At 36.3% G+C, this 26,136-nt stretch carries 24 protein-coding genes; 6 read left to right on the forward strand and 18 right to left on the reverse strand.

Annotated features, from left to right (window positions below; genetic code table 11):
• Nucleotides 1-63 precede the first annotated feature (63 nt).
• The 9 genes from BLT95_RS02060 to mnmE all read right to left on the reverse strand — a co-directional run bounded on the left by BLT95_RS02060 (nt 64) and on the right by mnmE (nt 10,090).
• Nucleotides 64-807, reverse strand: a complete 744-nt coding sequence (locus tag BLT95_RS02060) for a LytTR family transcriptional regulator DNA-binding domain-containing protein (RefSeq protein WP_089664411.1) — start codon at nt 805-807, stop codon at nt 64-66.
• Entirely contained in the window at nt 807-2,693 is a 1,887-nt protein-coding gene (locus tag BLT95_RS14420; protein ID WP_089664412.1) for a histidine kinase dimerization/phosphoacceptor domain -containing protein, read from the reverse strand. The genes BLT95_RS02060 and BLT95_RS14420 overlap by 1 nt, the downstream gene beginning before the upstream one ends.
• Before the next feature lie 499 nt (nt 2,694-3,192).
• Nucleotides 3,193-4,410 carry a GAF domain-containing sensor histidine kinase gene (locus BLT95_RS02070; protein WP_089664413.1) on the reverse strand — a complete coding sequence of 406 codons (1,218 nt, stop codon included), beginning with the start codon at nt 4,408-4,410 and terminating at the stop codon, nt 3,193-3,195.
• Nucleotides 4,411-4,621: 211 nt separating this feature from the next.
• Nucleotides 4,622-5,068, reverse strand: coding sequence for an MgtC/SapB family protein (locus tag BLT95_RS02075; RefSeq protein WP_089664414.1), 447 nt, complete (start codon nt 5,066-5,068; stop codon nt 4,622-4,624).
• A 537-nt stretch (nt 5,069-5,605) separates the two neighbouring features.
• Nucleotides 5,606-7,261: a bifunctional metallophosphatase/5'-nucleotidase gene (locus tag BLT95_RS02080; protein ID WP_089664415.1), complete on the reverse strand. Its 1,656-nt coding sequence runs from the start codon at nt 7,259-7,261 to the stop codon at nt 5,606-5,608.
• A gap of 2 nt (nt 7,262-7,263) precedes the next feature.
• Complete coding sequence (locus BLT95_RS02085; RefSeq protein ID WP_089664416.1) at nt 7,264-7,686, reverse strand: sulfur reduction protein DsrE; 423 nt, start codon at nt 7,684-7,686, stop codon at nt 7,264-7,266.
• 1 nt (nt 7,687) lies between these two features.
• Nucleotides 7,688-8,092: a DoxX family protein gene (locus BLT95_RS02090; RefSeq protein ID WP_089664417.1), complete on the reverse strand. Its 405-nt coding sequence runs from the start codon at nt 8,090-8,092 to the stop codon at nt 7,688-7,690.
• A gap of 75 nt (nt 8,093-8,167) precedes the next feature.
• Nucleotides 8,168-8,530, reverse strand: coding sequence for a hypothetical protein (locus BLT95_RS02095; protein ID WP_089664418.1), 363 nt, complete (start codon nt 8,528-8,530; stop codon nt 8,168-8,170).
• Between the two features lie 135 nt (nt 8,531-8,665).
• Nucleotides 8,666-10,090: a tRNA uridine-5-carboxymethylaminomethyl(34) synthesis GTPase MnmE gene (gene mnmE / locus BLT95_RS02100; protein ID WP_089664419.1), complete on the reverse strand. Its 1,425-nt coding sequence runs from the start codon at nt 10,088-10,090 to the stop codon at nt 8,666-8,668.
• A 106-nt stretch (nt 10,091-10,196) separates the two neighbouring features.
• On the opposite strand from mnmE, the gene BLT95_RS02105 reads away from it, so the two are divergent.
• Nucleotides 10,197-10,535, forward strand: a complete 339-nt coding sequence (locus tag BLT95_RS02105) for a DUF4870 domain-containing protein (protein WP_089664420.1) — start codon at nt 10,197-10,199, stop codon at nt 10,533-10,535.
• Between the two features lie 123 nt (nt 10,536-10,658).
• Here BLT95_RS02105 and dnaN read toward each other — a convergent pair whose 3' ends face one another.
• From dnaN to BLT95_RS02130, 5 genes are all read right to left on the reverse strand, one after another.
• Nucleotides 10,659-11,777 (reverse strand): DNA polymerase III subunit beta, encoded by a 1,119-nt coding sequence (gene dnaN, locus BLT95_RS02110; protein WP_089664421.1) that lies wholly within the window; start codon nt 11,775-11,777, stop codon nt 10,659-10,661.
• Nucleotides 11,778-11,977: 200 nt separating this feature from the next.
• Nucleotides 11,978-13,648: a gliding motility-associated ABC transporter substrate-binding protein GldG gene (gene gldG, locus BLT95_RS02115; protein WP_089664422.1), complete on the reverse strand. Its 1,671-nt coding sequence runs from the start codon at nt 13,646-13,648 to the stop codon at nt 11,978-11,980.
• Nucleotides 13,648-14,385, reverse strand: a complete 738-nt coding sequence (gene gldF / locus BLT95_RS02120) for a gliding motility-associated ABC transporter permease subunit GldF (RefSeq protein WP_089664423.1) — start codon at nt 14,383-14,385, stop codon at nt 13,648-13,650. The genes gldG and gldF overlap by 1 nt, the downstream gene beginning before the upstream one ends.
• A gap of 162 nt (nt 14,386-14,547) precedes the next feature.
• Complete coding sequence (locus BLT95_RS02125; RefSeq protein ID WP_089664424.1) at nt 14,548-14,844, reverse strand: antibiotic biosynthesis monooxygenase family protein; 297 nt, start codon at nt 14,842-14,844, stop codon at nt 14,548-14,550.
• Entirely contained in the window at nt 14,845-15,678 is an 834-nt protein-coding gene (locus tag BLT95_RS02130; protein ID WP_089664425.1) for an SAM-dependent chlorinase/fluorinase, read from the reverse strand. It lies immediately after the preceding gene.
• Nucleotides 15,679-15,888: 210 nt separating this feature from the next.
• Between BLT95_RS02130 and BLT95_RS02135 the strand changes: the two genes are divergently transcribed.
• The 3 genes from BLT95_RS02135 to acs all read left to right on the forward strand — a co-directional run bounded on the left by BLT95_RS02135 (nt 15,889) and on the right by acs (nt 19,884).
• Nucleotides 15,889-16,842, forward strand: coding sequence for a PhoH family protein (locus BLT95_RS02135; RefSeq protein ID WP_089664426.1), 954 nt, complete (start codon nt 15,889-15,891; stop codon nt 16,840-16,842).
• Between the two features lie 21 nt (nt 16,843-16,863).
• A complete protein-coding gene (locus BLT95_RS02140; protein WP_089664427.1) occupies nt 16,864-17,817 on the forward strand; it encodes a phosphoribosylaminoimidazolesuccinocarboxamide synthase in 954 nt (317 codons plus the stop codon).
• Nucleotides 17,818-17,970: 153 nt separating this feature from the next.
• Nucleotides 17,971-19,884, forward strand: coding sequence for an acetate--CoA ligase (gene acs, locus BLT95_RS02145; RefSeq protein WP_089664428.1), 1,914 nt, complete (start codon nt 17,971-17,973; stop codon nt 19,882-19,884).
• Nucleotides 19,885-19,886: 2 nt separating this feature from the next.
• Here the strand turns inward: acs and BLT95_RS02150 are convergent, their stop codons facing one another.
• The 4 genes from BLT95_RS02150 to BLT95_RS02165 form a co-directional block, all read right to left on the reverse strand.
• A complete protein-coding gene (locus BLT95_RS02150; RefSeq protein WP_089664429.1) occupies nt 19,887-20,561 on the reverse strand; it encodes a 3'-5' exonuclease in 675 nt (224 codons plus the stop codon).
• Entirely contained in the window at nt 20,558-22,480 is a 1,923-nt protein-coding gene (locus tag BLT95_RS02155) for a DUF294 nucleotidyltransferase-like domain-containing protein (protein WP_089664430.1), read from the reverse strand. Before BLT95_RS02155 ends, BLT95_RS02150 begins: the two co-directional genes overlap by 4 nt.
• Before the next feature lie 117 nt (nt 22,481-22,597).
• Nucleotides 22,598-23,680, reverse strand: a complete 1,083-nt coding sequence (locus tag BLT95_RS02160; protein WP_089664431.1) for a DNA topoisomerase IB — start codon at nt 23,678-23,680, stop codon at nt 22,598-22,600.
• A gap of 126 nt (nt 23,681-23,806) precedes the next feature.
• Nucleotides 23,807-24,895 carry a M42 family metallopeptidase gene (locus BLT95_RS02165; RefSeq protein ID WP_089664432.1) on the reverse strand — a complete coding sequence of 363 codons (1,089 nt, stop codon included), beginning with the start codon at nt 24,893-24,895 and terminating at the stop codon, nt 23,807-23,809.
• A gap of 111 nt (nt 24,896-25,006) precedes the next feature.
• On the opposite strand from BLT95_RS02165, the gene BLT95_RS02170 reads away from it, so the two are divergent.
• Both BLT95_RS02170 and BLT95_RS14535 read left to right on the forward strand, forming a co-directional pair.
• The gene (locus BLT95_RS02170; protein ID WP_089666822.1) at nt 25,007-25,723 is read left to right on the forward strand and encodes a DUF4294 domain-containing protein; all 717 of its coding nucleotides are present in this window, start codon (nt 25,007-25,009) and stop codon (nt 25,721-25,723) included.
• 66 nt (nt 25,724-25,789) lie between these two features.
• Complete coding sequence (locus BLT95_RS14535) at nt 25,790-25,912, forward strand: hypothetical protein (protein WP_262490119.1); 123 nt, start codon at nt 25,790-25,792, stop codon at nt 25,910-25,912.
• The last annotated feature ends 224 nt before the right edge of the window (nt 25,913-26,136 follow it).

Consider the following 26,136-nt stretch of genomic DNA (forward strand, 5'->3'; position numbering starts at 1 on the left):
ACGATGCAGGACGAAAGTATAAATGTGTTGTCCCAGGAAGTGGTTTAATTTAACGGGAAAAAATTAAATAGTTTGTAGGCGTTTTAGCAACTTATTCTTCAATGATTTACCAATAGGAATCGCCTTCCTGGCAATTACTATATGACTTGTGGCTACTTCCCTAATTTGAGAAATATTGATTATATAGGAACGGTGGATCCTTAAAAAATGCTTAGAAGGCAATTTCTTATCCATCTCTTTGAGTGTAATTACCAGAAGATATTCCTTATTCCTGGTAAAAATGCGGCAGTAATTACGTTCGGCTTCAATATAAAGAATGTCCTCAATGTTCACCTTAACCATGGAGTTCAAGTGTCTAACGAAAATACAATCATTTAAGATGAAGGGATTGCTTTCCTGTGTTCTTAACTCTGAATCGCTCCCGTTTTTAGAGTTTACTTGAGTTATAGTGAGCTGGATCGCTCGTTGAAGATCTAATTTTTTAAAGGGCTTAGCTATGAAACCGTAAGGATGTGTTGCCTTCGCTCTTTCAAAATGAGCATCATCGGCATTAGCAGTTAAATAAATAATTGGAATATCATGGGATCTTTGCATTGCCAATGCTGTTTCTATGCCATCTAAATCGCCTTTAAGATTAATATCCAGCAGTAAAATATCGGGAATTTCAGATTTTAGTTGCATTAAAGCTTCTTCACCTCTGGGGACAATTCCGGTAACTTCATAGCCCATTTCAGTTAGTTGCAAAGAAATATTGGCAGCAATAATCATTTCATCCTCCACAATGAGTATTTTGATTTTCTCTTCCATCAGGCACTTTTTTCAAATTGAAAGTCAAACTTAATATGGGTTCCATGATTGTTACGTTCTAACATACTGCCATTTAACTGCTGTGTTAATAATTTGACTAATTGTGAACCGAAACCGGTACCTTTTGGAGTAAGACCTTCTGTTTTCCCCACCCCATTATCTTTCACCTCCAGTTTTAAATTTTGATCCCTGTCCTTTTCCAGACTTATATTGATAACGCCCTGTTGCCGTTCTGGAAATGCATACTTAAGCGCATTTGTAAGCAGCTCGTTTACTATTAGGCCAATGGGGACGGCTGTATCCACATCCAGTTCCAGTTTATCCATCGCGCACTCAATTTTCACCCGCTCTTCTGCATTGAAGCTGTCGAGAATCCCTTCGCTCAGGTTCAAGAAATAATCCTTCATTTCAATACTTCCCAGATTTGTCCCCTGATATAACTTCTGATGAATAATTCCCATAGACTGTACCCGATTCTGGCTGGCGATCATCGCGTCTTTTGTGGCAGGATCTTCAATCTGTGCCGATTGTAAAGCAATCAGGCTTTTCACCATTTCCAGGTTATTTTTAACACGGTGATGTATTTCTTTCAACAGGAGTTCATTTTCAGCATTTTTCGCTCGAATAATTCGGGTGGCTTTTTTGCTCTTGTAGAAAAAGTAAAGCAATGAAAGCAGAAAGATCAATAATAAAGATGCGATCACGATAAAAAGTAATTGTGTCTTATTTTTCTGATCGATCAAAGCAGCCTGAGATTGCAGAGCCTCATCTTTTTTCCCGGTTTCATATTTAATAGCCATTTCAGATTCAATATTGGCTATCTCCCCTTCCAATAGGTTCTTGGAATTGTTGTAGGCCCTGTCTTTATATTCTAAAGCATTCTTATAATCCCCAAGTTGAATATAAGTTTCTGCCAAATCTAAATAAGGCTGTATAAGTCCTATCTGGCCTTTTTCATCATAAGCATTTACACCAGCCAGCAGATGATCCTGGGCTTCCTTATAATTTTCCTGTAAAAGGTAAATATGCCCAATTTCAGTTCTATACGTGGCACAACGTTCTTTGCCTATATGTTCTTTACATAATTCCCACGCTGCTATATAGTCTTTTAAGGCATTTTCATAGTCTTTGGCTTTGGTATAAACTTCTCCCCGGTAGGAATATGCTCTAACTGGAACAAAAATTTCTTCGGGTACTTTTGTTCTAACTATTTCAAGACAATATTCCGTTGCGGCGTATGCTTTTTCAAATTCGCCTGTTTCGCCATAGCCTATGATCAAATTAAATTGCGCAATGGCTAATTCACTATAATTTTCAGTTTCCTTCAATAACGGAATTGCCTGGTTAGTATAGGATATAGATTTTTCAAAATTACTCATCACACGATATTGAACTCCTAAAGTGCGATAGGCGCTTCCGAGACCTGAATCATCGCCCAGTTCTTCATATAAATCAATAGCTTTGAAAATCACCTCCTGAGCTTTATCTAATTGTCCGGTATTCAAATAGTCTATGGAAAGAGATCTGTAAGTATCTGCAATTCTCTTTTTATCATCACCTTTCAAATGGTACGATAATGCTTTCTCAGCATGAAGAACTACCGAGTCTGGTGAAAAAAATCCATTATAAGCATGCCATGAGGCCAGAGATTCGTGAATTTCAGCGATCAAACTGTCATTCTCTGTTTTCAAACCTCGCTGCAATGTTTTTAAGCCTATTTCGTGGAATTCATTTACGAACTTTTCTGAAGTGGTGTTTACACGCAGCCACGCCGCACTGGAGTCTACCGATTGCTTATTGAGACTCTCAATGAGACCTTTAGATTGTGCAAAACCGAATATGGGAATAAAGCATACCAGTAAAATTGCGGAAGTGAATTTTGACATACCCCTAGAAATATCGGTTGTGAATGAACTAAATCGATACTTAAAGATACAAGAAATTCCTTATAAAAAATGCGGAAAATATTTATAAGTATCTGAAATTCAATTTATTCTTATTTTAATTCAAACAATAAAGGCTTGGAATTATGAACAGAATGAGATAGGGATAATTTTCGATCGGCGGGAATATAATTGAAATGGATTATTTTAAAAAAGATTCAGTAACGTTTGTTAGATGTTTAACGCCAGAAAAAAAAATCTAAGAAACGTATGTATTTGGTGGCAGAGCTATCGCTGTATTCAGAATTACCATTTTTAAGACTGCTTCTTTGAGAGAAATAACGCGTCTCAGAGCGTGGGATTCTTTAGTAAGATATACTACTTAGAAATTGGTGAGAAAAAAAGATGTTTTATTTAGAAGGTATAAATTGAAAGATGATATTTATCTGGCAAAAATTATCATCTTTCAAAATTAAAAGCTGATAAGACTTCATTTAAATTCCTAGTTTAACTGCATCTTCTTAATAAAGAAATTAAAGACAGTTCCTTTTCCTAAAGTACTATCTACTGAAATATCTCCACCCATATTATCTATAAGTTTTTGAACCGTTGAAAGACCAATTCCATGACCAGTTTTACTATTTTCATCCTGGGATTCAATAACGGTAAAGAGTTCGAAAATTTCCTGTAATTTATCTTCTGGTATTCCAATTCCATTATCTTCTAATGAGAAATGATAAAAACCATTCTGTTCTTTACAATTAATGGTAATTATTATCTCTTCCTGGCTATTATACTTGAGACTATTGCTAATTAGGTTCATCATAATCTGCCCTAAGCCTGCACGATTGGCTAAGATTTTAATATTTTCTTCGGGAAAATGAATATCACAGGAAGCATCGATTCGTAAAAGATCTATGGTGTCTTCCAGGAGGTCATTCAGGAAAAATTCTTTTATATCTTTTACCAGGTTACCATCTTCAGAATAATACTCCAATAGACTAGTGACATATTCGCTTAATTTGAGTCCGGAATCTTTAATATATTTTAAGTATTCCACACCAGTTTCATCTAAAACATCGGTATATTTTGCTTTTAGAATATCTGTAGTTAAAATGATATTGGCTAAAGGCATTTTAAGATCGTGGCTCACATTGCCTGCAAATTCTTTTAAGATCTTATTATTTTCCATTTGTTTTTGCTGGATCTTTTTGAGCTGTATATTTTGCAGGTGGTATTCATATAGAATTTCAACCTGCTTCCCCAAGGCTATAAGCGATTTTTTTTGATGTAAATTTAGTTTAATAGGTGCTTTATTTATTACGCAAAGCGTCCCTAAAGCCAAACCATTTTTATCTAAAATAGGAACGCCGGCATACGATCTAAAATGTGTGTCATTAGATTGAACCAAGGGATTATCCTTGAAACGCTCGTCTTCTAAAGCATTTTCTATTTCAAAGACACTTTTTGGTTCTAGAATAGCATGACCACAAAAGGAAATATCTCTTTCAGTTTCATTAACATATAGCCCTTTTTTTGATTTAAACCATTGTTTGTTTTCATCAAGAATAGTTAGCAAAGCGACTTGGGATTCGCATATTTCACTGGCGAGTGTGGTAATATTATCAAAAGTATCCTGAGGTAAGGAATTTAATAAGCCAAGTTGTTTAACACTACGAAGCCTTAAACTCTCATTCTTAGGTTTTTCTGGTTTAATCATTTTACCGTTAGGTTTATTGCAAATAAATAGACTTGAAAGTTTTGATTAAGATTCTTGGGCAGGCAATGGGTAAATATAAGTAGTACCTTGACAAAGGTAAAACTTTTTATTTTTTGTAATTAGGTTTTATGAGTGAGCGGTAATTCTTAGCATATCCAGATATATATCTAAATCTGAAAATGAGATTTTCAAAGAAAAAGATATTGAATGTTTAGTAATTATCATCATTACTGTTTTCTCTTAATTTTCCATTTAAAAAACCGAAAATAAGATTTATAAAAATCACAAATAAAGTTAGGGCTATTAGGTGTAAATACAATCCGAATCCAGCCAGACATCCGGCCGCAGCACTGCACCATATTGCCGCTGAAGTTGCCAGTCCTGTTACGGCAGTTTCATTCTTTTCATGTAGAATTACACCTGCACCTAAGAACCCAACACCTACCACAATCTGACCAACAATTCTGGTCATATCTGTACTATCTGATTCCTGGAACATTAAAGAGATGGTAATAAAAGTTGCCGCTCCAAGTGCTACCAGAGAATAGGTTTTGAGTCCGGCTGGTTTGCCTTTGTATTGTCTTTCTAATCCCATAAAAGCACCGCTAATAGCGGCAATACCAATTTTTAATATAAATTCCCAGATATCTAATTCCATGACACATATTATTAACTCTCCCTCCGCTGATTGGCTCTCTACTCATTTTATTTAAGAAAGTTACAGTTTTTATTTTTACAAGATACTTTCCCAATAAACTCTGAAACTCATCATTGCTGGCCGAATATTTTGATGCAGCCAGGCTGAAATTATCAAAGGAGCCAACCATGTTTTAAAGTGGATATCACCGGTTTATATTTAGCCAGTAAGTTTTCTTGGCGATACTGGTATTTATTTCTATTTCCTAGTACAGAAATAATGAGTCCTTGCTATTACTGATGAAATTGCGAGGTACAAAAAGGGCACAAGAAATTAACACAAAAAATAGAATAAAAATTTCTCTGGTTTTGTTAGTATACTTTCGTTGGTGAATTCACTGTAAGCTCCATTTGAGTTTAATAGGTCCAAATTTCAAATTTAAAAGAAAAAAAGCATATGAGCCTGTAATTAATAGCGGCTCATATGCTTTTTCTATCGAAACAAAATTGACGCAGGTTCAACTATCCCTCCATCAACTTTATTTATTTTGAAGTAATTTTATTTAAATTGATAATTAGTTCCAGGGACCGTAGAAAATGAAAATTTCCCCAGGTATTCACAATAGGCACGACCTTCAATAGTAGGTGATACAGGAGACTTTTCTTGTAAGTATTCTTCCATTACGTCATGAATGGTATAATCCATAACCTCTACATCCTTCACGTTAGGCATGCGACAAAGTGTATCTAAGGGATCGCCGGGACGCACACAGGCAGAAATGCTGTACATCCTATCACTTTGTAAGAGTTCACCATTCACTGTGATCTCTTGAATTCGTTCGCCCTTAGAGTTTTGACTGTTGAATTGAACCTCCATACCTGAAAACCTTACCAGCCAGCCTCCAAATCTGTCGAGAGGGTCCTGTGAAAATGCATTGTGCATTTCCTGTTCAAGCCAATCTCTGATCTGTGCACCCGAAGCTTTACCAGTTTTTACTTTTTCATTCACAGGTAAAAGGTTCCACAGGTTTGCCCTGGTTATAGGAGCCGCTTGGCCGTTCTTAGGTACTATGGGATTTCCAAAGCGAAAGCCATTGGAAATGGCAATATCAACTCCGGTTTTCCATTTCGCTGCATCTGTTATCATGTTGTCTATTGGATTTTCTACCGTTAAATACCTGTATAAAGGTTGGTTAGTGTACCCAATCACGGTCTCCAGGTGATCCCGATAGGGCGCTTTTGCCTTTTTTACCAGCTTTTGAATTTCAGCATCTGCCGGATATTTTTGAGGATCAACTTCAATAAGTTCGTACTTATCACCTACAAATTCTCCGTCAATAAAGTTCAGTGTAAGTTTGCCAACAAAGGATCCAAAGGCTCCAGGTTCAGTAACTTTAGCATATTTACCCTGAATTGGTTCCCTAACCCGTTCATGAGTGTCATTTCCCAGGATATAATCTACATTTCTGGCAATTGGATTATTTGCCAATTTTACTTGTTTAAAAATTCCTAAATGGGTGACGAGGAATAATACATCTACATTCTTTTCATTTTTTAATGAATTCAGAGTTTTTTCAAACTCCCTGGTATATCCGGAGAATTCGATGCCCTTACTAAACACAGGATTTTGCCTAACGGGTACATCCGGGTCATTTAGACCTACAAAACCAATCCTGATGCCTTCAATTTCTTTGATCCAATGAGGAGGGAATAAAGCTTTTTTACCATTCTCATGATACATATTTTGTGCGATGACCTGAGTTTCATAACCATTCATCACATCAATCATGATATTTTTCCCATAGACCACCTCCCAGTTTCCTGGAATAATTACATCATACCCCATTTTTTTAATAATGCCGGGCATGACTTTTCCTTTTGATAAAGCTGCATACCCGCTTCCCTGAATGAGGTCACCACCGTCCACAATAAGTGTATTACCCGGGTTAGATGCACGTTCCTCGTCGAATAACGTTTTTATATTCGCCAGGCCACCTCTATTTTTAAAAACGATCTCTTCATTTTCCCAGAAAAGTTCTGGATGAGTATCCAATTGACCATGTATATCTGCGGTTTGGAGCACTGTGATACTAAGAGTGTCCGTTTTCGTGTTCGCTTTAATCATTCTATTATCATTCGCTTTATAAGCAATGAAAACCATAAGAATACTGGTTAATCCTATAAAGCCTAAAAGCTTATTATTAAATTTTGTCATATCTACAGACTTATGCTTTTATATCCTTTTTTCTGAAGCTGAAAATTGTAAAGAATACCATTTTCTACCACTTTCATTTCTTCCGGGATATCTTTTTTTTCAATTTGGAATTTATTCAGGGAGAAACCGCAGGCTACGAGTTTCACGTTTAACTTTTCAGCCCTGGCAATGAACTTATCCATTTTTATTGGATCGGTAATATCACCTATCTCTTTTCCGCAGATGATAATTACAAATTCGCCGAATCGCTTTCCATCTTCATCTTTCAGGTTTTCTGCAGTTAGTAATATCGGTTGTAATTGCGGAACCTTTTTGGTAAGCACCACATAATTATGTTTTTCAGGCTTAGATGTTTGAGCCTGAGTCTGCTTTCCTGTGAAAAGAGTGAGTGCCAGAAGTATACTGGTATAAAATATTGTTTTCATGTTATTTGACTTTAAAAAGTTTATCGGTATCATTAATTATAAAAAATAGAAGACCTCCCATAATTGCTATGTTTTTAAAAAGTGGTCCAAGTGTGTTTATTTGCCCTACCTGTACAGACAGGGTTATGGGTATTAATACGAGTACTAAAACGATCGCCGTCCATCTGGTTTTGTATCCTATCAGGAATAAAAAGCCTGCTGCTAGCATTACGATTCCGGAGAGGATCACTAGCCAGTTTGGATCCCCAAAAAAATAGGCGATTCCTTTAAAACTGGCCTGTTCAAGCCTTTGGACTGTTTTCGTGGTATTAAGCAGATGATTACCGCCTGCTACCAAAAAAATCCCACTAACCAAAACTCGCAATAACTGTATGGAACGACGACTAATATGAATTTTGTTAGTCATTGTTTTGTGATATTATAAAATATATATGGTTTGAAGCGGAGTATTACTCAGCCTCATCGAATACTAAAAGTTGGACTATGCTAGTTTGGGAGGAGGGGAAAGGTGATCCAGATAGATCGTGCTTAATCTGGATGTAAAGACATTAGGAGCATGAATTATATTTTCCCGGAATTCAGTTTCGGAAAAAAATATTTCCAGTTTAAGCTGCGGACTGCATAAGCTGGCAATAGATAATTGCTGTGATTTTATTTCATTCTCTTGTAGTTGAAAATTGACAGTTCTTTTATCTTTTACAATTTCACTATTTTTCTTGCAGAATGGATTAACCACAGTAATGAGATCATGACTTAAAATCTCGATTACTCCGGAGTCTACTATAAGGAGTTTTCCTCCAAAGAGTAGAATGAAAAATAGCGCTATGTAAATTTTTAAGTTCACCTAATGGCGAAATTAAAAGAATTTTCAAAGGATATATGTAACCTAGGTTACAGGAAGCCTCAAATTTATAGTCAGTTTTTCAAAGGAATGTAATTATTAGAATTTAGATTGGTTATCTATCTTTATTGACGATTTTTACTTGCCGATGCAAAAATTCGCAAAAATATTTCCAAGCAAATCATCATTAGTGATCTCACCCGTGATCTCCCCAAAATGGTGAAGAGCCTGACGTATATCGATTGCCAGAAGGTCTCCGGAAAGTTCTGCGTTTAAACCGTCTTCTACCTTATTGATCTCTTCCAGGGCTTTTAAAAGGGCGGCATAATGCCTGGAATTGGTTACGATGGTGTCAGAGTTTCTTAGGGCTCCGGTATTTACAAATTGTAATAGTCTTTCTTTTAACTCTTCAACGCCCAGATTTGTTTTTGCAGATAATAGTAGAAATTCAGCTCTTTTAGCATGACTGGAAATATCTTCCAGTTTTTCTTTTAAAATTTCTATTTCTTCTTCTGCAAGGCGGTCGGTTTTATTGGCGATGATTAATAGTGGTTTCTGTGGAAATTTATTTTTGATCTTTTCTATTTCAATTCGAACTTCCTGAAGTCTTTCTCTGTTCACGGCAATCTGAGAACTGTCTACCAGGTAGACTACCACTTGCGCCTGACTTATTTTTTCAAAAGTCTTTTTAATTCCTATGCTTTCTACCACATCTTTAGTCTCGCGAATTCCTGCAGTATCGATGAATCTAAATCCTACTCCGCCAATACTCATTTCATCCTCAATAGTATCTCTGGTAGTACCTGCAATTTCAGAAACTATCGCACGCTCTTCATTCAGTAGTGCATTAAGTAAAGTAGATTTTCCAACATTGGGTTCACCAACAATGGCAACGGGAATTCCATTTTTCAATACATTTCCGGTTGCGAAAGAATCTATTAACCTCTTTAAAACAGTCTGGATTCTGGATACCAGATCCCTGAACTGATCTCTATTTGCAAACTCCACATCTTCTTCCGCAAAGTCCAGTTCCAGTTCAATAAGGGAAGCAAAATTCAATAGTTCTTCACGTAGTTTCTGAATTTCATTAGAAAAGCCTCCACGCATTTGCTGCATCGCCATCTGGTGGGAAGCGGCATTTTCAGAATTGATCAAATCGGCTACAGCCTCTGCCTGGCTAAGATCCATCTTTGCATTTAAAAAAGCGCGAAGTGTAAATTCACCAGCTTCCGCAGAACGACATCCTTTTCTTATCAATAATTGAATGATCTCCTGCTGGATGTACGGACTCCCATGGCAGGATAATTCTACTGTTTCCTCACCAGTATAAGATTTCGGTGCACGAAAAACAGAGGCAAGAATTTCATCAATAGTCCTTACTCCATCCATCATATTTCCGAGATGAAGGGTATGCGTTGGTTGCACGGCCAGCTCTTTTTTACTTTTTGCTCTAAAAAGAGGAGAGACGATATTTAAAGCATCAGGGCCAGAAACTCTAATTATAGCAATAGCACCGGCACCAGAAGGTGTGGCAAGGGCAACAATAGTATCATTCAATTTCATGTAGCAAATTTATAAAAGAAATCATTGCTGCACCCAATTCTGTAACAAACCTCTTTTCTATTCGTCTTTTATATAGAAACCATCAATAACCATCAAAAAATTAAAAATGAGAGAAGACAAGCAAATGTTAGTCATGACGCACTTAAGTCAATTGTTAGACCTGGTAACAGGAATAGGAGGATTTATAGTCCCGTTAGTGCTTTGGTTGACGCAAAAAGATAAAGTAGCTGGAATGGATATGCACGGTAAAATGATTTTAAACTTTCAAATAAGCCTGTTCATATATTCCATTATTTGCATTCCGCTTATCTTTTTATTCGGATTAGGAATTCTGGGATTAATTGTTATTGGATTGATCGCCCTGATACTACCAATAATGAACGCACTAAAAGTAAGTAATGATGAAATGCCCTATTATCCCTTAACTATTCAGTTTTTGAAATAGAATTTTCAGTAGTTTTTTTAATTAATTAGTTAGAAAAAAGCCCGTTCAAATTTTTGAAAGGGCTTTTTAAATTTTGTAATTTTTTTTTCTAGCTCTCTCCTTATGAGAGGGGCCGGGGAGGGATTAGTTATTCAGCATCACCGGCATTACAAGCATGGTGATTTTTTCTCCAGGATCCAGTCCGTCAACCGGAGTTAAAATTCCAGCTCTGTTAGGCAGGCTCATTTCCAGCATTACTTCATCAGCAGTAAGGTTATTCAACATTTCTACAAGAAATCTTGAATTGAACCCAATTTGCATATCATCACCCTGGTAAGAACAGGTTAAACGTTCTTCAGCCTTATTACTGTAATCAACATCTTCCGCAGAAATATTCAGCTCAGCCCCGGCGATCTTTAATCTCACCTGGTGAGTGGTTTTATTTGAGAAAATAGAAACCCTTCTTACAGAACTTAAAAACTGGTTTCTCTCAATAGTAAGTTTGTTTGGATTTTCCTTCGGAATAACCGCCTCATAATTTGGGTATTTTCCGTCTATTAATCTACAGATCAACTGAGTTTCATCAAACGTAAACTTTGCGTTTGATTCATTGTATTCTATTAACACTTCAGATTCACTGCCGGCAAGAATTCCTTTTAATAGATTCAAAGGTTTTTTCGGCATAATGAATTCCGCAGCCTGATTTGCTTTAATATCTTCTCTGGAATATTTTACCAGTTTATGAGCATCTGTAGCAACGAAGGTTAATCCGTCTTCGGTAAACTGAAAGAAAACTCCACTCATTACCGGTCTAAGATCATCATTTCCAGAAGCAAAAATGGTTTTGGAAATAGCAGATGCAAGGATATCAGCTTCAACAACCGTACTACTTGGATCTTCAAGCTCTACCGGATTTGGAAATTCCTCCCCATCGGCATACGCAAGTGCATATTTACCGTGGTTGGAACTTAATTCTATGGTATTGTTATCTTCAACTACAAATGTAAGCGGTTGCTCAGGAAAAGTTTTCAGCGTGTCTAAAAGTAACTTTGCAGGAACTGCAATTTTACCTTCAGAATCTGATTCTACTTTAAGTTTTGCAGACATCGTGGTTTCAAGGTCTGAAGCAGAAACCGTTAGTTCGTCATTATTAAGATCGAAAAGGAAATTATCTAAAATTGGTAACGTGTTACTATTGTTAATTACCCCTCCAAGTATTTGTAGCTGTTTCAGCAGGTAATTGCTGGATACAATAAATTTCATCGGCTTTTATTGATTTGTTTAATCACTTACAAATATATTTTAATAAGTGAAAAATCCCGGCTTGTTGACTGAGTATTTATTAACAGACTTTCATGTTGAAAATGATGTAAAACACTTTAAAACAGTTGTTTGTAAAATTAAACTGATTTAAAATTGTTAATATGTAGTAGTTCAAACTTTCTATAGTTTCTTTGTGAGCTTTACTTTACATATTTCTGCTTTCTATAGAACCTGAAAGCAATTCCGAAGATGAAGAGGAGAATTATGGGGCCTGCAATGTTTATTAATTGCCACTTAGATCTTTCATCAGCTGTTTTTTCTTTATCCAGAAATGCGAGATTGATCTCTTTGGAACGAATATCAATCAATCCGTTATCATCTAATAGATAATTGACAGAGTTTAGAAGGAATTCTTTATTTCCATAAGTATTTCCGGTATAACGCTGGAAGCCAAGTTCCATAGCTTTTCCTCCCTGGATATCATTTTTAATCACATCCCCATCTGAAACGATTAGCATTTTAGAATCAACTCCTTTATCTAAATGATTTTGTATTTCAAATGGTTTTACCCGGTTCTTATAAACCGATTTAAATTGTCCTTCCAGTAATACCGCCAATGGCTGCTCACCGGAATTGTAGCTGTTTAGATCAGGTTTCTGGCCTACAGTATTTAAGCTAATCTGTGCAGGTACTCCTTCAAGTTTGGTTTTGGGGGAACTGCTTAAAAGAATTGTTTTATTAATATCATTAGCTAAGGTGTCTATAGGATTGGCGTATTCAAACTTTACAGCCTCAATATTGTTGATTATAGGGTGCTCATTTGGTGAAGTTGTCAACGGACTATAGAACCAGGGGTATGGATTAAACCTTGTATTCTGTCCGCTGCCGCTAGCCAGAACGATAGGGGCAGAGTAGAGGTCATTCACAATTTCAGGATTGATTCGAACTCCGTAAGAGAAAAAATAATCTCCAAGGTTCAGGTTTCTTGGCAGAGCAATGGCAGTTCCTTGATCGTTAAACAGGCTATCATTTTCCATATTGGTCACTTCAGCCAGCCACAACATTTTTCCACCGTTCATTACATATTGATCCAGGATATATTTTTCATTTTCTGAATAGGCCCGGGTAGGTTTTGGCTCTAAAATGAGATCATACTCTTTTAGATCTGCTAGTGTTTTTTTAGGATTTATTGCTGCTGAATCTAATGTAAACGGAGCCATAAAGTAATATTCCTGAATGGTCTTTACAAAATCTGCAATTTGAACATCCGGGAGTTCCCCATTTCCGCGCATTACTGCGATCTTCTTTTTTCGGGGATAAATGAGTTTGCTTAATCCATCGGCAAGTGCATATTCTAACTGTTGTACTGAAGCATTTACCCGTTCTTCATCGGTAGCGCCTATCTGGTTTTTAAGAAGGGGTATTTTTACAGTTTTATCTCCGTAATTGGCAATTGCCCAGGGGAAAATAATACTCTCACTGTTCTTTCCATTTTCCTGTACATTTAATCTCGCGGGAGTCATTCCCATTTTGTAGAATTCCTCAGCGATGGCATTGGCATCGCCACTTTCTTCCAGCGGGTCTACAAAATTGAATTTTATATTGCGATTATAGGCTGAAAATTCTTCCAGCATCTGCCTGGTTTCATTTTGTAATCTTCTGAATTCTGATGGAAAACTTCCTTCCAGAAATACATCAAAGATCACCGGTTGTTCTACATTAGCTACAATTTCTTTCGCAGCAGGGGAGAGGCTGTATCGTTGATCCTGGGTCAAATCAACACGCGAATAGAATTCTGAAGCCAGGAAATTCACCGCGATAAGAATTACCAGTAAAATAAGTAGGGATTTTATTTTATTTGGTTGTTTCATTATCGCCTGTTCTTGGTTGCTGAAAGTTTAATTTCTGTGAGTTTAAGAAACAGAAATATCAGACTCAGAAAATAAATGATATCACGGGTGTCTATTACCCCGCGACTAATACTTTTATAATGAAAGCTGATTCCAAAAGACTCCAGAATGTAACTGGAGGTACCAAATAGATTAGTGTTTGCAAGTCCTTCAAAAGCATAGTAACAAATAAAGCAAAGAAAAACGCCCAATAAGAAGGAGACAATTTGATTGGAAGAAAGGCTGGATGCAAAAATCCCGATTGCGGCATAACAACCCCCTAGGAAAATAAGTCCTATATAAGAACCAATGGTAGCACCAATGTCAAAATTTCCAACAGGTCTTCCAAGTTGAGAAATGCTTAAAACATATAAAAGCGTTGGAATAATTGCCAGAAAGACCAGAAAGAGAACCCCCAGATATTTACCGGCGATCAGTTTCCAGAGTCCGATAGGTTTAGTTAATAATATTTCCATCGTTCCCATTCGGTTCTCATCAGCAAAGCTTTTCATGGCGATGGCAGGAATCAGAAATAGAAAGATCCATGGTGCAAGACTGAAGAATGGTTTAAGATCTGCAAAACCACTATCCAGAATATTATATCCTCCGGAAAACACAAATAGGAAAAATCCGCAGGCAATAAGAAAGAGTCCGATCACAAGATATCCCGTGAGGGAAGAAAAAAATGATTGTATTTCCTTATTTAGTATCGCCAGCATACTTTCAATTATCAATTATCAATTATCAATTATCAATTATCAATTATCGGTTTCGGTTGATTGTTCTGTGTTTTCTGTTTTTTGTCATTTCGACCAGAGAGAGAAATCTCTTTTTTATTTGGATATAATTAATTTTTTATAATTTAAACTTCTCACTATGGACTACTCCAAACTAACCAGTTTATCCACGCTCCAGGCTTCCGGTTTTTCATTGAATAGCACCTTGGTATTCGCCCAGACATTTTTAAATAGCTCAGAATTTCTGTAATTCTCTAATGCCTGTTCGTTTTCCCAGTAGGAATACGTGAAAAATTGATTTGTATTGTCTTTACCACGATAGAGTTCTAAAAATTGACAACCTTCAAAACCTCGAATCTTGTCTTTATTTTCTTCAAAATTAGCCAGAAATTCTTCAATCTTTTCCGGTTGAAAGCCCATTTTCACTATTCTAACAAACATCTATTCAAAATTTACTGTTATCGTATCTAAATATTCAAGTCCGAATAAACTTGCGGCACTGCCGACAGTGCTTGGATTACTTTTATAAATGGCCAGTTCAATATAGCCAGCCGAATTAAATACGGCCAGTTTCTTACCATCTTCTTCCTTTCGGTTTTCTTTTTCCACATCAAAATTAATGGCATGGCTATAAGTTTCGTAGATCGTATTGAAATTGACGTTTCTGGCACTAATTTTAAAATCCCGACCCTTTCCAACACTTTCAAATAATTTTCTGGAAATATTGGTGATCACATTTCCATAGTTATCAACATAAATAACATGACCCAGAATCTGATCTTTCTCAGAATTAATAAGTGGTTCAAACTGTTTAAGATGTTTGATGTCGCTAACGCTTTTACCTATTACTTCCAGCGTACCACCACGGGAAATATGGCAGGCAACTTTTACGAATACATCCAGGACGGGAAAATTGGTTTGAATTTTATCATGAATATTGATTTCTACGATCTTTTCCGGCATGATTTCCGAAGCTAACAAAGAAAGGATCCCGTTATTGGCACAGATAAAATAATGATCATCCAGTTTTACTGCCAGATGCTTGTTTTCAGGAGTAAGCTCAGAATCTATTCCGATAATATGAATGCTGCCTTTCGGGAAACTTTTGTAGGCATTCTTTATAATATATGCGGCTTCACTAATGTGAAACGGCGAAACCGAATGTGAAATATCAACAATTCTAACATCACTTAGTTCACTATAAATTGCTCCTTTAACCGCACCAGCGAAATAATCTTTCTCCCCAAAATCGGTCGTTAAAGTGATGATTGCCATAGGCGATTGTTAATATTTTTTTAATCTGAGACTGGTAATTTTCCTTAAGTTTGTAAGGAAGGCGAATATAATTTTATTTTTAGTGATTCGTTTAGGCTCAACGCTAAAAAATACCATTAATTCGGTTTCAAAATTAGGTTATTGAAAAACGAAGGACAAATAAAAATGCCTCTAAAAACCTACAATGCTTCATCTTAAAAATCATAGCTTTTGAACGAACTTCTTATTGAACTTTCAGAAATTAGCCCTCGAGAATTTTTCGGGCAACAAAATGAACACATAGAATTATTAAAAAAGTATTTTCCAAAATTAAAGATTGTCGCCAGGGGCAGTAAAATAAAAGTTTTTGGAGATGAAGAAATGCTGGAAGAATTCGACAAGCGTTTTTCCATGCTTATGGATCATTTCGGGAAATATAATAAGCTGGACGAGAATACCATTGAAAGGGTTTTAACCAGTGAGAGTGAAGAGGATTATGCAAGTTCAAAAGAAAGTGGTGAAACTATAGTTCATGGGATAAGCGGGAAGGTGATTAAAGCCCAAACCGTTAATCAGCGTAAACTGGTGGAACTTTCGAGAAAGAATGATCTTGTTTTCGCAATCGGGCCAGCCGGTACCGGTAAAACTTATACAGGAGTTGCTTTGGCAGTTAAAGCCTTGAAAGAAAAGCAGGTAAAAAGGATCATTTTAACCAGACCAGCGGTAGAAGCTGGAGAAAACCTGGGTTTTTTACCGGGTGATCTTAAAGAAAAACTGGATCCTTATATGCAACCTCTATATGATGCATTAAGAGATATGATTCCGCACGAGAAACTGGAGGTTTTTATTGAAAAGGGAGTGATTCAAATTGCGCCCTTAGCATTTATGCGTGGACGTACCCTGGATCATGCTTTTGTTATTCTTGATGAAGCTCAGAACACTACCCATGCACAAATGAAAATGTTCTTAACCCGTATGGGTAAGAGCGCAAAGTTTATGATCACTGGAGACCCGGGACAGATAGATTTACCAAGAAGAACAATTTCAGGATTAAAAGAAGCGCTCCTCGTACTCAAAGATGTAAAAGGAGTGGGAATGGTTTACCTCGATGATAAAGATGTAATTCGTCACAGATTGGTGAAGAAGATCATTGCTGCCTACAAAACAATAGAACATAACGATTAATTATAAAAGTTTAAGCTCTTTATGAGTAATACGATAACGAAAACTAATTTCAATTTTCCCGGTCAACTGTCAGTTTACAAAGGTAAAGTCAGGGATGTGTATTTTTTGGAAGATGATCAACTGGTGATGATCGCTTCAGACAGGCTTTCAGCTTTTGATGTGGTTATGCCGAAAGGAATACCATACAAAGGTCAGATCCTGAACCAGATCGCCACCAAAATGATGGAAAAAACAAGGGATATTGTGCCCAATTGGTTGGAAGCAACGCCAGATCCTAATGTCGCAATTGGTAAAAAATGTGAGCCTTTCAAAGTTGAAATGGTTATTAGAGGGTATATGTCGGGTCATGCAGCCAGAGAATATAAAGCAGGGAAAAGAGAATTATGCGGAGTTGCAATGGCTGAAGGAATGAAGGAAAACGATAAATTCCCGGAGCCAATCATTACTCCGGCTACCAAAGCTGAGCATGGCGATCATGATGAAGATATTTCCCGGGAGGACATTATAAAAAAAGGTATCGTTACTGAAGAGGATTATTTGAGGCTGGAAGACTATACCAGAAAACTTTTTGAGCGAGGAACCGAAATTGCAGCAAAACAGGATCTAATTTTGGTAGATACAAAATATGAATTTGGAAAAACTGCAGATGGAGAGATTGTTCTGATAGATGAGATCCATACGCCAGATTCTTCAAGATATTTCTATAAAAAAGGATACGAGGAACGTCAGGAAAAGGGAGAGGCTCAAAAACAGCTTTCCAAAGAATTTGTGCGGCAATGGTTAATTTCTGAAGGTTTTCAGGGACTGGAAGGTCAATCTGTTCCGGAAATGAGCGATGCATACATCGAGTCTGTTTCTGAAAGGTATATTGAGCTTTATGAAAATATCACCGGTGAGAAATTTAAAAAGGCTGATGTTTCAAATATTGAGTCTCGTATTGAGAATAATGTGGAATCTTATTTAAAAGCACACTAAAATAATCGTTGATGATTAAACAAAAATTACCTTAATGAGGTCTTCCTGGAGATTTAACTCATTATAACTTTTTTGATTCCTTACGATTTAATAATTTTAAAGACAGAACCGGTTTATCCGGTTTTGTCTTTTTTCATTTAAACCAACTTAACCATGAGTAATTATCACATAAAGAATCTAGAGGAATATTTTCAGGTATATCGAAAATCTGTTAGAGAGCCGGAAAATTTCTGGCAGGAAGTGGCTGAAGAACACTTTGTCTGGAGAAAAAAATGGGATAATGTACTTAGTTGGGATTTTACGAAACCGGAGGTGAAATGGTTTGAAAATGCTAAACTCAATATCACTGAAAATTGTATAGATCGCCATCTTCTTGCTCAGGGTGATAAAACAGCGATCATATGGGAACCTAATGATCCAAAAGATGAGGCTTTACATCTAAGCTTTAATGAACTACATAAAAAAGTAAATCAGTTTGCCAATGTGTTGAAAGATAATGGGATTCAAAAAGGCGATAAAGTATGTATTTATCTTCCGATGATTCCTGAATTGGCTTACGCAGTTCTAGCCTGTGCCAGGATTGGCGCGGTTCATTCGGTTGTTTTTGCTGGTTTTTCGGCTTCAGCTTTGGCCACCAGAACGGTAGATGCAGATTGTAAGATGATCATTACCTCAGATGGTTCTTATCGCGGAGACAAAACAATAGATCTGAAAGGAATTGTAGATAAGGCGCTGGAAGATTGTCCAGATGTAGAGACAGTTTTAGTGGCGAAAAGGACTGGAGTTGAGGTTCAGATGAAAGAGGGCCGAGATAAGTGGCTTGCGCCATTGATGGAAAAAGCTTCAGATGAGTGCAGTCCTGAAGTTATGGATGCAGAAGATCCTTTATTCATATTATATACTTCAGGATCTACGGGTAAACCGAAGGGGATGCTGCATACCACGGCCGGTTATATGGTATATTCCGCATATACATTCAAAAATATATTCAATTATCAAAATGACGATGTCTATTGGTGTACTGCCGATATTGGATGGATCACCGGACATTCTTATATAGTTTACGGCCCGCTTTTAAATGGTGCCACCACCGTAATGTTTGAAGGAGTTCCGTCGTATCCTGATTTTGGACGATTCTGGGAAATTGTTGAAAAGCACAAAGTCAACCAGTTTTATACGGCTCCAACAGCTATTAGAGCTTTAGCTAAAAAAAATCTTGATTTTGTAGATAAATATGATCTTACATCCTTGAAGGTACTTGGAACGGTAGGCGAACCCATAAATGAAGAAGCATGGCACTGGTATGATAATAATATAGGTAAAAACAAAAGTCCGATCGTAGACACCTGGTGGCAAACGGAAACCGGTGGAATCATGATCTCACCAATTCCATTCGCCACTCCAACAAAGCCAACCTTCGCGACCTTACCATTTCCGGGAATTCAGCCGGTATTGATGGATGAAGATGGGAAGGAGATCAAAGGGAATCAGCTAGATGGTAGATTATGCATAAAATTTCCATGGCCTTCCATGGCAAGGACTATTTACGGAAATCATGATCGCTACAGAGATACTTATTTTTCAGCATTCGAGAATAAATATTTCACGGGTGATGGTGCATTACGCGATGAAACCGGCTATTATAGAATTACGGGTAGGGTGGATGATGTGATCATTGTTTCGGGACATAATTTAGGTACCGCACCAATTGAAGATGCGATTAATGAGCATCCGGCTGTAGCAGAATCGGCTGTTGTTGGCTTCCCACACGATGTGAAAGGTAATGCATTGTATGGTTTTATAATTCTGAAAGAATCTGGTGAATCCAGAAATCAGGATAATCTTAGAAAAGAAATCAATCAGCAAATTGCAGATAAGATAGGGCCAATCGCCAAGCCGGATAAGATCCAGTTTGTTGATGGTTTACCAAAGACCAGAAGTGGTAAGATCATGAGACGAATTTTAAGAAAAATAGCCTCTAATGAAACATCAGATCTTGGGGATACTTCAACTTTGTTAAATCCTGAGGTAGTAGAGGATATCATTGAAGGAGCAAAAACGAGCTAAATCTATCTGGTTTTGTAAATATCTTTTAAGGTAGAATCTTTATTTTTCTTAAGACGGCTCAATAATTTCATGAAAATAAGTGCTGTTATATAAGCATCTCCAGAAGCTGTATGTCTGTCTGTAAGGTCGATATTATAAGCTTCAGCAATTTCATCCAGCGAATAAACCTTATCGCGATCTATCAGATTAGTGAGAATACGGGTCTTTTTAAATAAAACAGATGTATCCAGAACTCTATTTTTCAACTTTGGGAGCCCTTGTCTTTTTAAAGCTTCATTGATCATTTTTATGTCGAAACCTGCATGGTGGGCAACGAGTACAGAATTTTGAATATAATAGAGGAATTTCTTGAGGGCTTCAATCTCAAGTAATTTATCAAATTTTTCATTGCGAATTATTCCATGAATCTGCACAGTTTCAGGATTAAATTTTTCCTGCTTTAGAAAAACCTCAAAATTGTCACTTATTTCTATACTGTTATTCTCTACTCGTAAAGCTCCAATACTTAAAATTCTATCATCTTCAATATTAAAACCTGTAGTCTCGGTATCAAAAACGACAAATCTTATTTCTGAGATTTTTTCAGGGATTTTCTCCTGAAAAGACTTTGCATAATTCTGCCAGAAATATGGAAAATCTTCATTTACTGTATTCTTTTTTAGCCATTTCCTTATCATAAATAATAGGTGGTTTCAAATCTTAGCTTTATAAGTTCCTGAATTTCTTTAATAGTTTTAAAACATCGTTTCAATTTTATTTTATCTTCTTTTGCAAGATCCTCAAGGTTTATAAACCTTCCATTATCTTTATGCTTTAAGCCCTGCTTGGTTCTGAATTTAATAAGTGCTCTGGAGGAGTAGGCACAAGCTTGATAGATTTCTTTGTTATTAGGTTCCAGCTGGGCTAGTTTCTCAAACCTTTCAGAAGTATTACTGATATTCTTCACCCTGTGTTCCAGGATAAGCAGTCTACCGGCATCGGTCAAAGGCATGATTCCACGTTTTTTAATATCAAAAAGATCCTTTTTCTTACCATCCTGTTCCACCAGGAACTGCCTGAAAAAACCAAGTGGTGATGGATTTCTTAGAGCTTGGGCAGCCAACTTATTCAGAAAATTTTTGTTTCCTTTTAAAATATCGAATATATGATCAGATATAGAATTGGTAAGTTTTACTTCTCCATAGGAGATATCAAAATCAAAAAATATCTGACATAAAAGGATCTCGTCGTTGCCAGATGTAGTCACCCATTGCGAAAACTGATCTTTCCATTCAGAAAGCGAAAGACAATATTTCGGGTTTCTCGCCATCATTTCGGCCGGACAAAATTCGTATCCAATGATATTCAATCGCTTAGTAATTTTAGTGGCGAGCTTTAAAAAATATGCACGGGTTTCTTCCAGTTGATCTTCAGGGACATCTTCAAATACCAATGCGTTGTCCTGGTCTGTGTGTAATAACTGTTCTTTTCTTCCCTGACTTCCAAGGGACATCCAGGCGAATTTAGCCGGAAGTGGCCCATCCATCTTGTCTATACATCTTTTAATGGTTCGCTTTATGGTGGCATCATTTAGTTCAAAAATGATATTAGAAGTATGCGAAAGTGGAATATTACTCTTAAGATATCCATTGAGAAGGATCATAATTTTGTTTCTAATCCGTTTTAATTTCTTGGTACTACCAGCTCTATTGATCGCCTTCATTAGCACTGCCGGATTATTTCCCTGGGAAACAATGATGTCATGTTCAGAAACAATTCCTTTTACCTTGGTGTTGGGAGTGCCGTCTTTGGTAATACAAATGTGATTGATATTTTGTTTCATCATAATGAGCTGGGCCTGGGCAATGGTCAGCTTTTTTGAATAACATATTACGGGAGAATTCATAACGTCTCTAATAGGACTCTCAATTGGTAGTTTTCCGGTAGCAACCAATTCTCTGAAATCTACATCGGTAACGATACCAACAGGTTTTTCTTCTTCAACAACAATTACAGATCCTACTCTGCGGTTGCTCATTAATATTGCTGATTTTTGAATACTCGTATCTGGAGAAACCGTAACTATCTTTTTTACAATTGGAATTTGTTGTAATTCGAAGAGCGCCTCTTTTTTAAACCTGATGTCCTCATCATCAGTAACTAATTTGCCGCGATGTTCATTGGAATAGGGATTCCTGGTGTTGGACGCGAAACTTTCCATTAGAAAATCTCCTACTTTGGGATTGCTTATCGCGTAGGGTTTGAAAACACTTAAAGGGATTGCATAGATCACGCTTTCCTCATCAGTGATGGCATTTATCTGATAATTTTCTTTTGCAAATAATGGACGTAAACCGAAGACGTCCCCTTCATCGCATTTGTCAATTGTTTCAGGTTCCTGGTTTGCATCCAGCTTTTGAAGATCTACTGCTCCTTTCTGTACTATATAGAAATAATCATGAACACTTTCGTCTCTTGAAAATACAGTCTTACCTTGTTCAAAGTACATTACCTTTACCTCATTGGCGATTATCTCCAATTGTGAATTATTCAGTAGGGAAAACGGGGGAAATTTACTTAAGAAGTCTGCAATTCTGGAAGCGATTGAATTCGTCATAGATCAAATTTATCTGAATTATGAAAAATATGGAATTAAATTTCAATAATTCCTCTCAGGTAAATTTTGTTATACCGTCACATACTTTTAGGAGGTTTATAATGTTTTTCAGTCATTTTAACTTTCAATCTTTATTTTATAATCTTTAATGAGTTTATGAATCGCTTTTTCTGTTTCTGAAAGTTGAGCATACGTAGGAGCTTTATCTTCCTTTACTTTTTTAAAATAGGGGATGATTTCTCCTGTTTCGTATGTCTCAATAAGTTTAGGATGTACATAATAGCTCCTGCAAACTGCGCGGGTATTGCCTAGACCTTCTGCGGCGGCATCAAAACCTTCAAGAATGTTCTTTTTATTTTCTTTTTCATCTTCTACATAACCTTTTTCAATTAGGGTTTCAAAAAATATCTTCGTGGCAGACCAGGTTCTGAAATCTTTTGCAGAGTACATATCACCGCTTAACTCATGAATATATTCATTGATCATCTCACTGTTGATAATTTGCTTCTCACCACTTTCATTGTAAAATTTAAAAAGTTCCCAGCCGGGAATTTCCTCACACTGATTGATAAGTTCAATGAGTCTTCGATCTTCCACTGTAATAGAGTGTTCTTTGCCTTTTTTTCCTATAAATTCAAATTTTAGTCCATCATCAAAGGTTTTTACATGTCGGGTTCTAAATGTGGAAAGACCATATGTTTTATTTTTCTTGGCGTAATAATGATTGCCTACTCTAATATGGGTTTCTTCCATTAATCTAATAACGAGAGCAAGAACTTTTCTTTTAGGCATTCCCTTTAAGTTAAGGTCCTCGTCTACCTGTTTTCTTATTTTCGGAAGGATTTTACCAAAAGAGGCCATTTTAAAGAATTTTGTTTGATTCCTTATTTCTGACCAGGTAGGATGATACAAGTATTGTTTTCGATCTTTCTCATCTCTTCCCACAACTTGAAGGTGTCCGTTAGGTAGATGAGTGATTTTTACATTTTTCCATGCAGGTGGAATAACCAATTTTTTAATTCTTTCAAGAGTCTTCTTATCTGAAACTTTTTCTTCCTTTTTAAAATAAGCAAAACCACGTCCAACTTTTTTTCTTTCTATAGATAAATGGTTTTCTGAAACGTATCTAAGGTTTGCCAGTTTTACAGCTTCGTGCGGATTAGACATGACGGTTTCAACATCATCAGGCGACAGAGTCATATTTTTTATTTAAATATACTTCGAAATCTAAATGCATATATTTAAAAAAGTGTGAAATATTTAAGTCTGAAAAAAGAAAACTCCCTGATATCAGGGAGTTTAACAATACTTTATGTGATGTTCAATCTAGTCGAAGTAACTAAAACTATCTCCTTCTTTAATATTGAGAAGCGATTCGTAGATAAGATTGATCACATTTTCTACATCGTCCCGATGAACCATTTCAACTGTTGTATGCATATATCTTAAAGGTAAAGATATCAAGGCTGAAGGAACTCCGCCATTACTATAGGCAAAAGCATCGGTATCTGTCCCGGTAAATCTTGAAGATGCATGGCGTTGGAAAGGAATTTTTTTATCCTCTGCAGTATCTAAAATAAGTTCTCGTAACTTGTTTTGAACGGCAGGTGCATAAGAAATAACAGGGCCATCTCCTATCTTATTCAGTCCATTGGTTTTCTTTTCGATCATGGGAGTAGTGGTGTCGTGAGTTACATCAGTCACAATAGCCACGTTTGGCTGAATTCGGTGAGTAATCATTTCAGCACCTCTTAATCCAATTTCTTCCTGAACAGAATTTGTTACATATAATCCAAATGGTAATTCTTTCTTATTCTCTTTTAGAAGTCTTGCAACTTGTGCGATCATAAAACCTCCAATTCGGTTATCTAAAGCACGACAAACAAATTTATCTTTATTCAGAACAAAAAATTCATCAGGATATGTAATGACACAGCCAACATGAACGCCCAGCTTTTCAACGTCTTTTTTATTATCGCATCCAACATCTATGCAGATATTGTCCATTTTTGGAGATTGTTCTTTTTCCTTGTCCCTTGTGTGAATCGCAGGCCATCCAAAAACACCTTTTACAATTCCATTTTTAGTATGAATGTTCACTCTTTTGGATGCAGCGATCTGATGATCGCTTCCACCATTTCTAACAACGTATATTAAGCCCTCATCACTAATATAATTTACATACCACGAAATTTCGTCAGCATGACCTTCTATTACCACCTTATATTTAGCTTCAGGATTTATGACACCAACAGCGGTTCCATAAGTATCAGTAATAAACTTATCAACATATGGTTTTAGATATTCCATCCATAATTTCTGACCTTCAGATTCATATCCGGTAGGCGCAGCATTATTGAGATAAGTTTCTAGAAACTCCAACGATTTCTTATCAAGTACTTTACTTTTCTTCATTGTTCAATTAATTTTCACGAATTTAAAAAGTTTTAGATGGGTAACAACTTGCTATTGATTAATTTTGGAATGATTTTGGCGAAATTGATTTTTGAAAAGTTGAAATTATATATGGTGATCAGATTTTTATTTATATCGATATTTTTAATCGGGTTCAATGTTTCTGCTCAGGACACTAATAATCCTGTAGTGGCAGACTCAATTGAAAATGATACGCTGCAAAAAAAATATATGATCATAGCCGGGGATTCCATACCGCGGGAAGCTATAGATCTTGAAGAAGTGGTTTTATTACGTAAACTGAAATTTGATAGTAATGAAGATAGAAAACGCTACCTTATATTAAGAAGAAAAACCCGAAAGGTTTACCCATATGCAAAATTAGCTTCAGAAAGATTAGTGGAATTAAATTCCAGGCTCGATGATATAAAGTCCAAAAGAGCTCAAAAGAAATATACTAAAATTGTACAGAATTATATTGAAGAAGAATTTTCTATAGAATTAAAGAAGCTTACAAGGACAGAAGGACAGATTTTAGTGAAATTAATTCACAGGCAAACAGGTATCACTACTTTTGATTTGGTTAAAGAGTTGAAAAGTGGCTGGAGAGCTTTCTGGTATAACACTACAGCCAGTATGTTTGATATATCCTTAAAAGAAGAATATCATCCGGAATCTAATCAGGAAGACTTTCTAATTGAAGATATTTTACAAAGATCATTTAGAGACAATATTCTGGAAAGACAGGCAAGTGCATTGGATTTTGAATATCTTGATCTAAGTGACAAGTGGAATAACCGTAGAAATACAAGAAAAAGAAGCAGGTAATGGTCATCAGTTCTTCTTGATCATCAATTGATTATATTTTATTTTAAATTTTTCTTAAAAAAAGCCATGATTTTATTTGGCGGGAGAGAAGAAGTTGGTGTATATTTGCAGCCGCTTAACGATGGAGCGATAAGTTCACTGACAGTAATGAGAATGGGGTATACGGCAAGAAATGGCCTTGCGAATTAAATAAAAAAAGATGATTTTTTATTTGGTTGGAGAGTAAAAGTCGTTTTATATTTGCACCCGCTTTGGAGATGAAGTGATGTTCATTTAAAGAAAAAGGGTTTATTAAAGTGCTGCTGAAAGCTTTAAAAAGAAACTAAAATTTTTATCAAAAAAGTTTTGGTTGGTAAATAAAAAGCGTTGTATATTTGCACCCGCTTTGAGAGAGAGCAAACGTTCATAATTAC

Source organism: Gramella sp. MAR_2010_147 (assembly GCF_900105135.1).
Classification (GTDB): Bacteria; Bacteroidota; Bacteroidia; order Flavobacteriales; family Flavobacteriaceae; genus Christiangramia.

What these genes read in the sequence shown, in the direction of transcription:
- BLT95_RS02060 (WP_089664411.1), bottom strand. Translation starts at nt 807, where the DNA reads ATGGAAGAGAAAATCAAAATACTCATTGTGGAGGATGAAATGATTATT.
- BLT95_RS14420 (WP_089664412.1), bottom strand. Translation starts at nt 2,693, where the DNA reads ATGTCAAAATTCACTTCCGCAATTTTACTGGTATGCTTTATTCCCATA.
- BLT95_RS02070 (WP_089664413.1), bottom strand. Translation starts at nt 4,410, where the DNA reads ATGATTAAACCAGAAAAACCTAAGAATGAGAGTTTAAGGCTTCGTAGT.
- BLT95_RS02075 (WP_089664414.1), bottom strand. Translation starts at nt 5,068, where the DNA reads ATGGAATTAGATATCTGGGAATTTATATTAAAAATTGGTATTGCCGCT.
- BLT95_RS02080 (WP_089664415.1), bottom strand. Translation starts at nt 7,261, where the DNA reads ATGACAAAATTTAATAATAAGCTTTTAGGCTTTATAGGATTAACCAGT.
- BLT95_RS02085 (WP_089664416.1), bottom strand. Translation starts at nt 7,686, where the DNA reads ATGAAAACAATATTTTATACCAGTATACTTCTGGCACTCACTCTTTTC.
- BLT95_RS02090 (WP_089664417.1), bottom strand. Translation starts at nt 8,092, where the DNA reads ATGACTAACAAAATTCATATTAGTCGTCGTTCCATACAGTTATTGCGA.
- mnmE (WP_089664419.1), bottom strand. Translation starts at nt 10,090, where the DNA reads ATGAAATTGAATGATACTATTGTTGCCCTTGCCACACCTTCTGGTGCC.
- BLT95_RS02105 (WP_089664420.1), top strand. Translation starts at nt 10,197, where the DNA reads ATGAGAGAAGACAAGCAAATGTTAGTCATGACGCACTTAAGTCAATTG.
- dnaN (WP_089664421.1), bottom strand. Translation starts at nt 11,777, where the DNA reads ATGAAATTTATTGTATCCAGCAATTACCTGCTGAAACAGCTACAAATA.
- gldG (WP_089664422.1), bottom strand. Translation starts at nt 13,648, where the DNA reads ATGAAACAACCAAATAAAATAAAATCCCTACTTATTTTACTGGTAATT.
- gldF (WP_089664423.1), bottom strand. Translation starts at nt 14,385, where the DNA reads ATGCTGGCGATACTAAATAAGGAAATACAATCATTTTTTTCTTCCCTC.
- BLT95_RS02125 (WP_089664424.1), bottom strand. Translation starts at nt 14,844, where the DNA reads ATGTTTGTTAGAATAGTGAAAATGGGCTTTCAACCGGAAAAGATTGAA.
- BLT95_RS02130 (WP_089664425.1), bottom strand. Translation starts at nt 15,678, where the DNA reads ATGGCAATCATCACTTTAACGACCGATTTTGGGGAGAAAGATTATTTC.
- BLT95_RS02140 (WP_089664427.1), top strand. Translation starts at nt 16,864, where the DNA reads ATGAGTAATACGATAACGAAAACTAATTTCAATTTTCCCGGTCAACTG.
- acs (WP_089664428.1), top strand. Translation starts at nt 17,971, where the DNA reads ATGAGTAATTATCACATAAAGAATCTAGAGGAATATTTTCAGGTATAT.
- BLT95_RS02150 (WP_089664429.1), bottom strand. Translation starts at nt 20,561, where the DNA reads ATGATAAGGAAATGGCTAAAAAAGAATACAGTAAATGAAGATTTTCCA.
- BLT95_RS02155 (WP_089664430.1), bottom strand. Translation starts at nt 22,480, where the DNA reads ATGACGAATTCAATCGCTTCCAGAATTGCAGACTTCTTAAGTAAATTT.
- BLT95_RS02160 (WP_089664431.1), bottom strand. Translation starts at nt 23,680, where the DNA reads ATGACTCTGTCGCCTGATGATGTTGAAACCGTCATGTCTAATCCGCAC.
- BLT95_RS02165 (WP_089664432.1), bottom strand. Translation starts at nt 24,895, where the DNA reads ATGAAGAAAAGTAAAGTACTTGATAAGAAATCGTTGGAGTTTCTAGAA.
- BLT95_RS02170 (WP_089666822.1), top strand. Translation starts at nt 25,007, where the DNA reads ATGGTGATCAGATTTTTATTTATATCGATATTTTTAATCGGGTTCAAT.
- BLT95_RS14535 (WP_262490119.1), top strand. Translation starts at nt 25,790, where the DNA reads ATGATTTTATTTGGCGGGAGAGAAGAAGTTGGTGTATATTTGCAGCCG.